Raw genomic sequence first — 12728 nt, forward strand, 5'->3', positions numbered from 1 at the left:
GTCAACGAGCAGACTGGTTGGGCGCAGCGGGCACCAACGTGACCATCGTCGGTCTCGCGCTCATCGTGACGGCGACCGTGGCGCGCGGGATCGCTGCGCAGAGGGCCCCGTGGGGCAACATGTTCGAGTTCGCGCTCGTCGGCGCGGTCGCCCTGACCGCTGCCTACCTTGCCTTCCTGGCACGACGCCCGGTGCGCGCGTTCGGGGTGTGGATCGTGGGCCTCGTCCTCCTGGCCCTCGGCATGGCCGTGACGGTCCTCTACACGCCGGTCGACGCCCTGGTCCCGGTCCTCAACTCCTACTGGCTCGTCATCCATGTCGCCGCCGCCATCACCGGTGGCGGAATCTTCAGCGTGGGCGCGGTCGCCACGGGCCTTTTCCTCGTCCGCGACCGCGCAGACCGTCGGGGACCGACAAGTGGACGACGGCGCTACGCCGACGCGCTGCCCACCTCGACGACTCTCGCGCAGGTCATGCACGCGGCTCACATGCTCGCGTTCCCGATCTGGACCTTCGCCGTCCTCGCGGGCGCGGTGTGGGCGGAGAACTCCTGGGGGCGCTACTGGGGCTGGGATCCCAAGGAGACCTGGGCGTTCATCACCTGGGTGCTCTATGCCGCCTACCTGCACGCCGAGTCCACCGCCGGCTGGCGGGGTCGTAGGGCGGCACTGTTCGCGCTGGGCGGGTACGCCGCGTTCCTGTTCAACTTCTTCGGGGTCAACCTCTGGATCAGCGGCCTGCACTCCTACGCGGGAGTGTGACGGTGGGCGCGATCCTCACGGGCGCATCGGCTGCGTCGATCGTCTCAGCGGAGTCCTCCGCCACCAGCGACACGTTGTCGACGGTCGTGATCGGCGTCTTCACGCTGGTCACCACGGTCGTGGTCATGTACCTCCTCGCCGGCGGACGCTCGCGAGACGACTGATCAGCGGCACCACCTCGGCGATCTACGAAGGAAGATAGTAGATTGCCTTGCTCGTCCCTCGAGTGTGTTCGCACCCTCCGTTACAGGAAAGGCCCGCGCCGTGAACGTGCCCTCGCACGATGTTTCGAGGTTGCCGCGAACTCTCCTTCGATCACGACGAGGTCTTGTCTTCCTGTTGCTGGGAGTGGGCATGGTTGCCAGCACCTCAGTACCGGCATCCGCCCACACCGACCTGGTGTCCTCCTCGCCCGCGGCCGAGGCGGTTCTTCCCGCGCCACCTCGGGCCATCGAACTGACGTTCAGCGAGGAGGTCGACCCCGACTTCGTGACGGTGATCGCGACCGTCGACGACGATGCCGCAGGACCGAGGCGGCTCGCGCTGGTCACGGACGAGCCGGCCCCGACCATCACGGCCGACATACCGCCCCTGCCAACAGTCGCGGGTGACACACGGTGGCGAGTCGACTATCGGGTGACCTCCGTCGACGGCCATCCCATCCAGGGGACCATTCGCTTCACGGTGCAGGCCGCCGGCCGGTCGACACCGTCCGATGCCTTCACCCCTGAGGCAACCCCACCCACCCCGGCCTCCTCCCAGCCCGCGCAGGTCGACGACGGACCCGATGCGACGGAGTCGTTGGGGCACTGGATTCGCGTGCTGTTCGCGCTGGGGCTGCTGCTCCTCGCTGTTCCGGTTGTGCTCGTCGTCGTCCGACGTGTCAGGGCTGAGGAACAGGCCAGCAACTCGACGAGCGACCACCCGTGAGCGACCCTGCCCGCATGCTGCGTGTCGCCGGGCTGCTGGCGCTAGGGCCGGCAGTCACCATGGCGCTCCTGGCAGTCACCGGGGTCTTCGAGCCCCAGCAGGTCCCAGGCCTCCCGGATCCGGGTTCGCTCACCCGCTACGGGCTCCCACTGACCCAGGTCATACGCGACATCAGCGCGGGCATCACGCTCGGCGCCCTCGTCACAGCCGCGGTCTGCCTGCCCGCGGCGGGAGACCGCAGCGGACGGGTCAGCCCAGCCCAGCGGTCACTGCTGGACGTCGTCGTGGTGAGCGCGAGCACGTGGACGTGGACGTGCCTGGTGCTCGTCGGGCTCACCCAGTCGGACGCGTTGGGCACCCCCGTGTCGTCGCCGGGCTTCCTGCAGCAGGCCGTCTTCTTCGCGCAGAACTTCGACCTGGGCCGCTACCTGACCGTCTCGGCTGGCCTGGCGGCGGTGCTGGCCGCGTGCGCACTCGGAGTGCGAACGGCCACCGGGGTCGGCCTGCTCGTGGTCGTTGCCCTGTCCGCGATGTGGCCGCTGGCGCTGACCGGTCACGCCGCCGGCAGTCTCGACCACGACAACACAGTCAACCTCCAGGCCATGCACATCATCGGCACAGCGGTGTGGGCGGGTGGCCTGGTGGCGCTGGTCGTCGTCCGGCGACAGCTCGACCGGCCAGCGCTCGTGGCTGTGACGCGTCGCTTCTCCACCTTGGCCGGCTGCTGCCTCGTGCTCGTCGCGGTGTCCGGGGTGCTCGGTGCCCTGCTGCGCCTCCCCTCGCTCGAGTCGTTGCGGTCGCCGTACGGCGCCGTGCTGGCCGTTAAGGTCGGCGCACTCCTCGCGCTCGGTGCACTGGGGTGGTGGCAGCGACGCGTCGGGATCGCCCGTCTCGAGGACAGCCAGACCAGTGCGTTCGCTCGGGTCGTCACCACCGAACTCGTGGTGCTGGCGTCTGCCGCGGGGGCCGGGGTCGCGCTGAGCCGCACCGCGCCCCCCACCCTCCCGGGAGCAGAGGTCCCCCTCACACCTGCTCGGGCCCAGCTCGGCCACGATCTCCCCCCTCCACTGGGGGCGACCGAGTGGTTCACCCAGTGGCGACCAGACTCGCTGTGGCTGCCCGTCGCGATCGCCCTCGTGCTTGTCTACGTCGTCGCGGTCCGGAAGCTGTCAGCCCGAGGCGACGGGTGGCCCGCGGGCCGAACCGTGGCCTGGATCTTCGGCTGGGTGCTGTTCGTCTGGGCGACGAGCGGGGCACCCGGGGCCTACGGTCGGGTCCTCTTCAGCATGCACATGGTCCAGCACATGACGATCGCGCTGGCCGTGCCCACCTTCCTGGTCCTCGGAGCACCTGTAACCCTGGCCCTCCGCGCACTACGCCGACGCGACGACGGCTCGATGGGGCCACGGGAATGGCTGCTGAGGGTCGTCCACTCCGGTCCCGCCCGGTTGGCGGGGTCTCCGATCGTGGCCGCCGCCCTCGTCGTCGTGAGTCTCGTGGTCTTCTACTACTCCTCGCTCTTCGAGCTCTCACTCCGCACGCACACGATGCACCTGCTCATGACGGCACACTTCACGATCACCGGCTACCTCTTCGCCAACTGCCTGGTCGGCATCGACCCCGGGCCTCGACGGCCGCCCTATCCGCTCCGGGTGCTGCTCATCCTCGTGACCTTCGGCCTGCACGCGCTGTTCTCGGTCTCGCTGATGGCCAGCGACCAAGTGCTCGCGCGTTCATGGTTCGAACCCCTAGGACGCACATGGGGCCGATCACTCGCGGACGACCAGTACCTCGGCGCGTCGCTCGGCTGGGCGCTCGGCGACTACCCGCTCGCAATCCTCGCGGCCGCCCTGGTCGCCTCCTGGGTGCACGCGGATCGTCGTGAGCGGCGACGGCTGGACCGGCGGGCCGATCGAGACGGGGATCGGGACCGCACGGACTACAACGACTACCTAGCCCGCCTGTCGCGATCAGCCCTGGGCTCTCCCCGTAGTGCCGACGGTGCGCCGGCGGAGGACTCGGAACGCTCCTAGCTTCCACGCCCCGACCACTGCACCGACCAGCGACAGCAGGACGGCGATCCGGGCGGGGACGGTCTCCCACCGCACGGCCGGCGTCACGTCGTCGGACACGGGCAGTCGCGCGCTCAGGACTGCCGTCCGTTCTCGGGGAGCGCGTTCGATCACCGTGCCGTCCGGCGCGATCAATGCAGTGATCCCATTGGTCGACGCCACTGCCACGGCGCGTTGCGTCTCCAGAGCGCGGGCCCGCGTCATGGCGAACTGCTGGTCGAGCTGGGCGGTTCCGGTGAAGCTGGCGTTGCTGGTCTGCACGATCACCAGCTCGGCGCCGTTGCGAACCTGTGCCGCGATGACGTCGTCGTAGGCCACGTCGAAGCAGATGGCGTCCGCGACGGTCGTGCCGTCGACATCGAGGGGCTGCACCGACGTGCCGGGGAGCATGTCGCGCCGGATCTCGGCCAGTCGAGGCGAGATCGATCCGAGGTAGCGGCGGAACGGGATGTACTCGCCGAACGGCACGGGATGGTGCTTGGTGTACGTGGCGGCCGAGGGACCCGAGCCAGCCCACACGATTCCCTGGTTGAGCACAGTGTCCGGCGTCGGGCCGTCCACCATCGCACCGACCACCACTGGCACTCCGATCGCCTCCACGGCCGACTCGATCGCAGCCCGCGCGCGTCCATCGCGCATCGGGTCGACCGCCGTCGAGTTCTCGGGCCACACCACGATGTCCGGGCGAGGCGTGGCACCCTGCTCCACCCGTCGCGCCAGCGCCATCGTGGCCAGCGCATGGTTGTCGGTCACTTGACGGTGGTTCGCCGCCAGCTGCCGGCCATCGCCCGGGACGCCTCCCTGGACCACCGCGACAACCACCGACGAGTCGAGCTGACCGCTGCGCGCACCGAGCGCGGGTACGAGACCAAGCACCAGCAACAGACTCGCGCCCAGCAACCCACGGATCCGGGCACGACCAGCGAGGCGGACTGCGTCAGCCAGTGCTGCCGCCACCGTCGCGAGCAGCACGCCCGTCCCGGCGACACCGAGCACGGGCAACAGGCCACTCCAGGGCGTGTCCAGGACCGCGAACCCGATCCGGCCCCACGGCAGGCCTCCCCACGGCCAGGTCGACCGGGCCGTCTCGGCCGTCACCCAAGCCAGACCGAACCACACGCTGGCGACCGGCAACCGGCGGGTCAGGTACGCGACGAATCCGAGGGCACCGAACCAAGCCGCCTGGACCAGGACCACCGCGGCCCATGCCGCCGGCCCGATCGACTGGGTCAACCACCACAGAAGGAGTCCCTGGAACGACAGACCGAAGACGAATCCGAGAACCACGCTGCGGCGCAGGGACGCATCGTCCAGCGCTAGCACGAACAGCGTGGGTCCCACGACGACCAGTGGCAACACGGCGTACGGCTCGAACGCCAAGGCCAGCGCCCCGCCGCCCGAGCCCGCCAAGGCGATGGCACCGGCGGGCCCACCCCTCACAGGGGAGCTCGCCAGCCGCTGATCAGCCCCTGCAGTTCGGCGGTCGCCACCGACCAGATGCCGAGGAGCTGGGCCAGTCCGATCAGGACGAGGAAGATCCCGCCAGCTCGCGTAACCAGCACCAGGTGGGCCCGGACCCAACCGAACGTCCGGCCCGCTCGGCCGAACGAGAAGGCGGCCACGAGGAACGGCAGCCCCAGGCCAAGGCTGTAGACGAAGGTCAGCAACGCACCCCGCTCAGCCGTCGCCGCTGTGGTGGACAGGGTCAGGACCGCGGCCAGCGTCGGGCCGATGCACGGCGTCCATCCGATGGCGAAGAGACCGCCGAGCACTGGGGCGCCGGCCAGGCCGATGCGAGGCGACACACGAGGTCGATAGGTTCCGCTCAGTGCCGTGATCCGGGCGAACGCACCGAGGAATGCGAGTCCCATGAGCAGCGTGATCGCGCCGGAGACCCGGATCAACAGCTCCTGGTGGGAGACCAGCGCCCGCCCGAGCTGCCCGAAGGCAGCGCCGTAGGCCGTGAAGACGGTCGAGAAGCCCAGGACGAACAACACCGTGCCTGCGACGACGCGTCCCGCGCCCTGAGGGCGGTAGCCAGAGACGGGTCCGCCTTTGACGTCCCTGCCGTCGGCGAGTCCGGAGACGTATCCGAGGTAGACGGGCACGAGGGGCAAGCAGCACGGGGAGAAGAACGACACGAGGCCAGCAACGGCTGCCACGACGAGCGCCAGCACGAGCGGGCCCGAGAGAACGGCTTCCTGCAAGTTGCCGACAAGCTGCGGGACAGGCATCGTGACCTCGGAAGGGTGGGCGACGGGACTACTATCGTCGATAGTACGAAGTGGGTCATCGGGCGGGAACACGAGGTGAGATCAGTGAGGCAGCTGGGCCAGCTGGAGGCGACGGTGATGCAGCATCTGTGGGCTGTCGACCGGGCAGTGTCTGTCCGCGAAGTGCTCGAGGACCTGCAACGTGATCGCGAGATCGCGTACACGACGGTCATGACGGTGCTGGACAACCTCCACAGCAAGGGGCTCGTCGGCCGGCAGAAGCAGGGGCGGGCCTTCCTCTACTTCCCCACCGTTAGCCGCGAGGAGCACACCGCCGGGCTCCTCGACCAAGTGCTGGCCCAGAGTGCCGATCGGGGCGCCGCGCTGCTCCACTTCGTCGGCCAGATGTCTGAGGACGAGCTGGCCGACCTGCGCTCCGCCCTCGACCAACGCCGTCCTGCGGACGGCCAAGGCTCGTGACGGCGCCCCTCGTCCTTGCCCTCTTCGTCCTCGCCACCGCGTGGGCAGCACCGCGACACCTGCTCGTGGCGCGCTGGGTGCAGCGGGCCCCGACCCTCGGCATCGTGGTCTGGCAGGCAGTCACCCTCACCGTCCTGCTCTCGACGCTCCTCATCGGCCTGACGCTGGCCCTGCCGATCCTGCCGGTCGGTCCACAGCTGACCAGTGTCATGGGGACCGGACACCTCGACGTCACCGACCACTACGCGACTCCCGCCGGCAACGGACTCGCAGTCCTTGCCCTCGTCGGCGTCGTCGCTCTCGCCCTGCGGTCGACCTACTTCCTCATGACCGCGCTGCGACGCGCATCCCGGCAGCGGCGCATGCAGCTGGCCGGCCTCCAGCTCGTCGGGGCGCCCCACCCCGCGGGCTTCACCGTCATCGACCACGACGTACCCCTCGTCTACTGCCTGCCCGGTCGCCAGCGCGCGGTGGTCGTGACGAGAGGCGCCCTCGACGCGCTCACCCCCGACGAGCTCGAATCGGTGCTCGCGCACGAGCGCACTCATCTGCGTGCCCGTCACGACCTCGCACTCGCCCTCAGCGCCGCCCTGGCCCGCACGGCCGGACGCGTGTCCCTGTTCCGCACCGCGCACGAGCAGATCACGACCCTGATCGAGATGCAGGCCGACGATGCCGCCCGCGGCCGGGACGCGCGGCGGGCCATGGCCACGGCCTTGATGACGCTCGGCTCGACCTCTCGTCCAGCAGATGCGGGAGCTGCGTCGACTGAATCGGCGGCACCCCGCATTCGTCGGCTGATCAACGCCGCACCGCTCACCGGCGCCCGGCAACGGTGCGCTGTCGCTCTGGGAGCTGTCGCCCTGCTCGCGGCCCCGGTCGGCCTGGCCCTCTCCCCCGCTCTCGAGGCATCGACCAACGACTGCTGCCACGTCGCGGAAGACGGCCAGCTCGTGCGCCGCTGACCCTGAGCGAGCGTCGGCCGCTCAGCAGGTGGCCGGTCAAGACCTCTGAGCCGCCGACTCGGCGAGTACGTCCTCGAGCAGAGCGCCGAGGGTTGCGAACGACGTGGGTCCCACCACCCGAGCGGCGACTCGTCCCTGGTCGTCGACCACCACGGTCGTCGGAACGGCCGCGGTTGCGACGGCTCCCCCGAAAGCCAGCAGCGCGTCGTCGCTGTCCGACGCGCGCAGGCTCGGGTAGGGCACGTCGTACGCGCGCTCGAACGCCCTGGCCGAATCCAGGCCGTCACGGACGTTGATCCCGACGAAAGACACTTCATCCTTGAAGCGTCGAGCAGTCCGCACCAACGCCGGAGCCTCGGCCCGGCACGGCCCGCACCACGACCCCCACACGTTGTAGACGGCGACCCGACCATGCAGGTCCGCACTGGAGAAGTCGGACCCGTCGAGCAGTCGTCCCTCGAAGTCGGCCATCCCCGCTCGCTCGCCGGTGGGGAACTGCTGGATGACTGACTCCCCGGTGCTCCGCCCCGTCGAACTCGGTTCGGATCGGCCGTTCAGTGCGAAACCCGCCGCGAGCGCCACCACAGCCAGCATTAAACCGGCCACGATTGAGGCTCGGCGCCAGGTAGGGACCCGTCGCGTCGCGGGGCGCCGATCGTGATCAGTCATGACCGCCACATCGGGCTCAGGATCTGTCGGCATCTGCGTCGACCTCAGTACGTCGTCACATGGACGTGGTCGTAGTGGTTCGCCGTGATCGAGCCGCGGTCTGCCATCGAGCGCCACCCCTCGGCCGAGCGCTGCACGGACCAGATGCGGCGCGCGTGGATCACGTAGTTCACACCGAGTTCCGAGCTGTACCGGCGGACGAACTCCGCAACCTCCCACGCCCTGGAGCCGGACACCATGATGTCGACGGCGATCCCCTGCGCGTGCTCGCCATCGCTGCGCAATGTTCCGTAGGCGACGATCTCCGGGAAGTTCGAACATACCGCCTCGTGGATAGCCTGAATGTTGGGACTCACGCCTGAGGGCACCGAAGTGCCGTTCGAGCACTGTCCTCCAAGCCCGGGTTCGAGCGACGGCTTCTCCGCGCTGAGGTAGCCGGTCGTGACCCATCGAGCGTTTCCGTCGAGCACGATCTCTTGTCGCCCCAGCAGTTCGCGCCCGGTGACTCGCACCTTGACGACCGCCTCCAGCACGCCGAGCTGCTTCGCCTGCTCGTCCGGACGCGTCCAGATGTTCAGCTCCGCGCTCGTCCATCGCATGTCGGTGGCGGCCCGGACCGCACGCTCGACCGCCTGCTGCCTCATCGCCTTCTCGACCGGGCTCAGCGGGACAGCCGTCATCGAGCGCAGGCTTCCCGGTCCCTGGAACTGCGCAGCTCTGCGTGCGTTGCGCGAGACGACCGGCTCACGCCTCGCCGCACTGTCCATATCGGGCGCTTCGATGGCGGTGATGTCGGCGCTCGGCACCTCAGCGGTGCGCACTCCCCACCCCACGGCACCACCCGTGGCCAGCAGTGCGACCGGTGCGGCGACGAGAGCAACCCGAGGGGACGACCGGCGACGGCGTCGCGCGTGCTTGCGCGTCGGTTCGCGGCGCCTCATCCGGCTCCCTTCCGTTGTCCTGCACTTGAACTACTATCGTTGATAGTACAAAGTTTCTTCACCTCCGCCAATCCGATGAAGAGTCTGAATAGTTGCGTATATGCATGATCGTGCAGATATGATCCGGGTATGACGAAGAACGAACGGCGCATGGAGATGCCGACGGACGACCAGGTCGATCTCGCCGTCGAGGCATTCCGGATGCTCGCCGACCGCAAGCGCATCAAGATCCTCTGGGCGCTTCTCCACGGCGAGTCCTCCGTCAACGACCTGGCCGAACGAGTGGGAGCCAGCTCGTCGGCAGTGAGCCAGCACCTGGCCAAGCTGCGCCTGGCGGGCCTGGTGCAGGTGCGCCGCGAAGGAACCTTCGCCTACTACACCGCAGCCGATGAGCACGTGCACCGACTGCTGGACGAGGCGCTCTTCCACGCCGACCACGCGAACCAGCCCGACCAGATCGCGGTCGTGCACCAGCTCCACAACGACGAACGCCAGCAAGGGGACCACTGATGGGTGCCGGACACGGACACGGACACGGACATGCGGGAGCGCGGCACCGGTGGCGTCTGCTGGTGGCCTTCGGCCTCGTCGGCTCGTTCTTCATCGTCGAGCTGGTCGTCGGACTGATCTCAGGGTCGCTGGCGCTCATCTCCGATGCCGGACACATGGCTGCGGATGTCGTGGCTTTGGGGGCGGCCCTGGCGGCGACCAAGATCGCCACCCGCCCCGATCGGTCGGGCCGCCGAAGCTACGGCTCGTACCGCGCCGAGATCTTCGCCTCGGGCCTGACGGTGCTCATCATGCTCGGGGTTTCTGTCTACGTCGTGATCGAAGCTCTCGGCCGCTTGGGCGAGGAGGTCGAGATTCAGGCCGGCTCGGTGCTAGTGGTCGGCACCATCGGTCTGCTGATCAACGTCGTCTCAATCGTGCTGCTGAGGGGCGGCTCCGAGGAGTCACTCAACGTCAAGGGTGCCTACTACGAAGTGGTCGCCGACGCCGCCGGCAGCGTGGGCGTCATCCTTGCCGGGATCCTCGTCGCCACCACGGGCCAGGGCTGGTGGGACACCCTCGTGGCACTGGCCATCGGCGTGTTCGTCGCCGTCAGAGCCGTCGTCCTGGGTCGCGAGGTGCTCGCCGTCCTCGGCCAGCACGTCCCCGAGGGGATGGAGATCGACCAGATCGTCCGCGATCTCGAGGCAGTGCCGGGAGTCGCGGACGTGCACGACCTGCACGTGTGGACCCTCACCTCGGGGATGTACGTCGCAACGGCCCACCTCGTCGTGGCCGACGAAGCGGCTGCCCAGGTCGTGCTGGAGAACGCCCGCGGCGTGATGCGCCAGGAACATCAGATCGAGCACGCCACCCTCCAGGTCGAGTCACGCGCAACCAAGGCGTGCGACGAAGCCTCCTGGTGATCCGGAAGTCACACCGATCGTGAGCCGAGGGCGGGCGCGTCACCCCACCGCGCGCGGGTTTCGGCACCGCGGATGGCTGGCAATTGCGATCGTCGCCGGCCTGTTCTCCATGCATGGGCTGGCGATGCACGGTGTCCACGCCAGCGAGTCACCCTCGCTGATGCACCCGCAGTCCACCACCTCAGCAGTGTCGGCAACCGGGCAGGATGACGGTGCCGCCGTACCAACCGCAACCCTGTCCGCTGATCCCGGCTCCGTACCCTTCGGATCGTCGACCGGCAACTCACACGAACCATCGGGTAGCGCCGCCGCCCTCGTGGCCATGTGCCTGGTCCTGCTGACTTTGGGCGTGCTGTGGCGCCACAGGGCCGCCTGGGGCTGCCCCGCGTGGACGATCCCGCGTCACGCCCTGGCCGCCCGCGTCGCCCAGCTGCCCGTGACCGCGCGCGACCTGAGCCCTCCGCTGAGGGCGGAACTCTCCATCTGGCGGTGCTGAGGAGCACACCGTTCGGACGCCACCGCGGCGTCCGGGCGTTTGTGCCTGCCCGAAACACAGACCTGAAGGAGAGAGAAGCATGATCAAGACCAATCACAAAACCGTGAAACTGGTGGCCCCACTGGTGGCGCTGGGACTGGCGTTGGCCGCCTGCGGTGGCGACGACAGAGGCAGCGGAGCCACCTCCGGAGACCACAATGACCAGGACGTGAGCTTCGCGACCGAGATGATCCCTCACCACGCCCAGGCCGTGCAGATGTCCGAGATGGCCGTCGAGAACGCCGCAAACCAGGAGGTGAAAGCCCTCGCCGAGGACATCAGCACCGCGCAAGGACCCGAGATCGAGACAATGAGCTCGTGGCTCGAGACCTGGGGTGAGGACGTCCCCGGCACCGGCGGCGACATGGACGGCATGGACCACGGCGGCATGGACGGTGTGGAAGATATGCCCGGCATGATGTCGTTCGACGAGATGGACGAACTGGAGGCGGCCTCGGGGTCGGCGTTCGACGAGATGTTCCTGTCGATGATGATCGAGCACCACGAGGGCGCGATCGAGATGGCTCAGACCGAACAAGCCGACGGTGAGTACCCCGACGCCATCGACCTGGCCGAGACCATCGAGGAAACGCAGACCGCCGAGATCGAGACCATGAAGGAACTCATCACGCCGTAGATCGCAGGTGGGTCACGCTCACGCGGATCGCGCTCGGGTCTTGGCAGATGGTGTCGAGACCCGAGCCGGTCTGACTGCGCTCCCATCGCCTCGCGCGTGGCCGCAGGTTGCCCAGAACAGGGGTGTGGTGCAGGTGAGCACGACGATGCCGAGACAGTTGGCTGGGAGTTCGCCTTCCGACCTTGGGCCGGCGATGCTCCTGGCGGAGTTCGACGAACGAGGCGTCAACGGGTTCCTCGGCGATGAAGTCGCTATCGCCGGTTGCCTCTGGCGGTCCCGAACGCGGCCACAGACAACTCCGGGGCGACGTCATCCACAGGCGCTGCAATGGAGGCTCGACAGATACGCAGGAGGCCACTGCCATGGGGCATGAATCCGGACGAGCAACGTGAGGTCATTGTTCGGTTTGACGAAGACCAGTTGTTCACTGCCGCCGTGCAACTGATGCGGCGGATCCATGACGAGGTGGTTCATGGCAACGAGGACGCGGTTCACGGAGACCTACCCCGCGCGATCGATGATCTCAATCTGGGTCCGTGGCACGAACTCGAACGGTCCTTGGTCGCGGACTGGCCCTACGCAATCGAGTGCCAGTTGTTGGCGTGGCTCATGCGCCGTCTGGAGGCGGTCTCGTCCGACGAAGTTGGGCTTGAGGCCGTGGTCACGGCGAGGTGGCTGATGCGACCGAACGCGGTACCGCTCTGGACTCGAAGCTGAACGCTCAAGCCACCTTCGGCAGAGCCCGAATCACACTCACCGGACAAGTCCTCCTCGACTGCGCCACGACACTCGAATGTCTGCCCGATGATTGAAAACCGCTGAACAAACTCTGCTCCCAGAATCTCTGTCTACTCCGGCCCGACTCCTTCCCTCCAACCCTTCATTCCAAGCGGCACGCATGCTACGAAGGTTCGTAGATGGGTCGCCGTGATCGGGCGGCCCACGCGGCATTTGTAGGGGTCCGTTGGTTGTCGACGGACGTCGTGGGGGACTGCTGAAGGTCTAGTTGTCACTCGTGGTGAGTGGTTTCAGGCCGCGTCAGCGGCCGTGTAGATGGTCTCAAACTCGATCGGGGTGAGCTTGCCGAGGGCTCGCTGACGACGTCGACGG

The 12728-nt window shown here is 68.2% G+C and carries 14 protein-coding genes; 10 read left to right on the forward strand and 4 right to left on the reverse strand.

What is annotated here, in order from left to right; genetic code table 11:
• Positions 1 to 38: 38 nt before the first annotated feature.
• From ccsB to C7S10_RS13640, 4 genes are all read left to right on the forward strand, one after another.
• A complete protein-coding gene (gene ccsB, locus C7S10_RS13630; RefSeq protein ID WP_243395368.1) occupies positions 39 to 761 on the forward strand; it encodes a c-type cytochrome biogenesis protein CcsB in 723 nt (240 codons plus the stop codon).
• Between the two features lie 2 nt (positions 762 to 763).
• Positions 764 to 925: a hypothetical protein gene (locus tag C7S10_RS22245; protein ID WP_165807147.1), complete on the forward strand. Its 162-nt coding sequence runs from the start codon at positions 764 to 766 to the stop codon at positions 923 to 925.
• 190 nt (positions 926 to 1115) lie between these two features.
• Positions 1116 to 1691 (forward strand): copper resistance CopC family protein, encoded by a 576-nt coding sequence (locus C7S10_RS13635; RefSeq protein WP_133176518.1) that lies wholly within the window; start codon positions 1116 to 1118, stop codon positions 1689 to 1691.
• Entirely contained in the window at positions 1688 to 3724 is a 2037-nt protein-coding gene (locus C7S10_RS13640) for a bifunctional copper resistance protein CopD/cytochrome c oxidase assembly protein (protein ID WP_108344967.1), read from the forward strand. The genes C7S10_RS13635 and C7S10_RS13640 overlap by 4 nt, the downstream gene beginning before the upstream one ends.
• Here C7S10_RS13640 and lnt read toward each other — a convergent pair.
• A complete protein-coding gene (gene lnt, locus C7S10_RS13645) occupies positions 3662 to 5203 on the reverse strand; it encodes an apolipoprotein N-acyltransferase (RefSeq protein WP_279303167.1) in 1542 nt (513 codons plus the stop codon). The genes C7S10_RS13640 and lnt overlap by 63 nt on opposite strands.
• Positions 5200 to 5997 carry a cytochrome c biogenesis CcdA family protein gene (locus tag C7S10_RS13650; protein WP_108344969.1) on the reverse strand — a complete coding sequence of 266 codons (798 nt, stop codon included), beginning with the start codon at positions 5995 to 5997 and terminating at the stop codon, positions 5200 to 5202. Before C7S10_RS13650 ends, lnt begins: the two co-directional genes overlap by 4 nt.
• Positions 5998 to 6081: 84 nt before the next feature.
• Here C7S10_RS13650 and C7S10_RS13655 point away from each other — a divergent pair, with 84 nt between their 5' ends.
• Together C7S10_RS13655 and C7S10_RS13660 are read left to right on the forward strand one after the other, a co-directional pair.
• On the forward strand, positions 6082 to 6456 hold the full coding sequence (locus C7S10_RS13655) for a BlaI/MecI/CopY family transcriptional regulator (RefSeq protein WP_108345012.1): 375 nt from the start codon (positions 6082 to 6084) through the stop codon (positions 6454 to 6456).
• Positions 6453 to 7421 carry a M56 family metallopeptidase gene (locus tag C7S10_RS13660; protein ID WP_108344970.1) on the forward strand — a complete coding sequence of 323 codons (969 nt, stop codon included), beginning with the start codon at positions 6453 to 6455 and terminating at the stop codon, positions 7419 to 7421. The genes C7S10_RS13655 and C7S10_RS13660 overlap by 4 nt, the downstream gene beginning before the upstream one ends.
• A gap of 36 nt (positions 7422 to 7457) precedes the next feature.
• Here the strand turns inward: C7S10_RS13660 and C7S10_RS22250 are convergent, their stop codons facing one another.
• Together C7S10_RS22250 and C7S10_RS22255 are read right to left on the reverse strand one after the other, a co-directional pair.
• Positions 7458 to 7892 carry a TlpA family protein disulfide reductase gene (locus C7S10_RS22250; RefSeq protein WP_165807149.1) on the reverse strand — a complete coding sequence of 145 codons (435 nt, stop codon included), beginning with the start codon at positions 7890 to 7892 and terminating at the stop codon, positions 7458 to 7460.
• A gap of 242 nt (positions 7893 to 8134) precedes the next feature.
• The gene (locus C7S10_RS22255) at positions 8135 to 8911 is read right to left on the reverse strand and encodes a VldE C-terminal domain-containing protein (RefSeq protein ID WP_165807150.1); all 777 of its coding nucleotides are present in this window, start codon (positions 8909 to 8911) and stop codon (positions 8135 to 8137) included.
• A gap of 249 nt (positions 8912 to 9160) precedes the next feature.
• Between C7S10_RS22255 and C7S10_RS13670 the strand changes: the two genes are divergently transcribed.
• From C7S10_RS13670 to C7S10_RS13690, 4 genes are all read left to right on the forward strand, one after another.
• Positions 9161 to 9541, forward strand: a complete 381-nt coding sequence (locus C7S10_RS13670; RefSeq protein ID WP_133176520.1) for an ArsR/SmtB family transcription factor — start codon at positions 9161 to 9163, stop codon at positions 9539 to 9541.
• A gap of 62 nt (positions 9542 to 9603) precedes the next feature.
• Positions 9604 to 10446, forward strand: coding sequence for a cation diffusion facilitator family transporter (locus C7S10_RS13675; protein ID WP_480241880.1), 843 nt, complete (start codon positions 9604 to 9606; stop codon positions 10444 to 10446).
• Between the two features lie 575 nt (positions 10447 to 11021).
• Positions 11022 to 11618, forward strand: a complete 597-nt coding sequence (locus tag C7S10_RS13685) for a DUF305 domain-containing protein (RefSeq protein ID WP_108344974.1) — start codon at positions 11022 to 11024, stop codon at positions 11616 to 11618.
• A 369-nt stretch (positions 11619 to 11987) separates the two neighbouring features.
• Entirely contained in the window at positions 11988 to 12335 is a 348-nt protein-coding gene (locus tag C7S10_RS13690; RefSeq protein WP_108344975.1) for a hypothetical protein, read from the forward strand.
• Positions 12336 to 12728 lie beyond the last annotated feature (393 nt).

Origin of the sequence: Nocardioides currus (assembly GCF_003057875.1) — a bacterium.
GTDB classification, from domain to species: Bacteria; Actinomycetota; Actinomycetes; order Propionibacteriales; family Nocardioidaceae; genus Nocardioides; species Nocardioides currus.

Coding starts and splice junctions, on each gene's coding strand:
- C7S10_RS13650 (WP_108344969.1), bottom strand. CDS start 5,997: ATGCCTGTCCCGCAGCTTGTCGGCAACTTGCAGGAAGCCGTTCTCTCG.
- C7S10_RS22250 (WP_165807149.1), bottom strand. CDS start 7,892: ATGGCCGACTTCGAGGGACGACTGCTCGACGGGTCCGACTTCTCCAGT.
- C7S10_RS13690 (WP_108344975.1), top strand. CDS start 11,988: ATGAATCCGGACGAGCAACGTGAGGTCATTGTTCGGTTTGACGAAGAC.
- C7S10_RS13635 (WP_133176518.1), top strand. CDS start 1,116: ATGGTTGCCAGCACCTCAGTACCGGCATCCGCCCACACCGACCTGGTG.
- C7S10_RS13685 (WP_108344974.1), top strand. CDS start 11,022: ATGATCAAGACCAATCACAAAACCGTGAAACTGGTGGCCCCACTGGTG.
- C7S10_RS13670 (WP_133176520.1), top strand. CDS start 9,161: ATGACGAAGAACGAACGGCGCATGGAGATGCCGACGGACGACCAGGTC.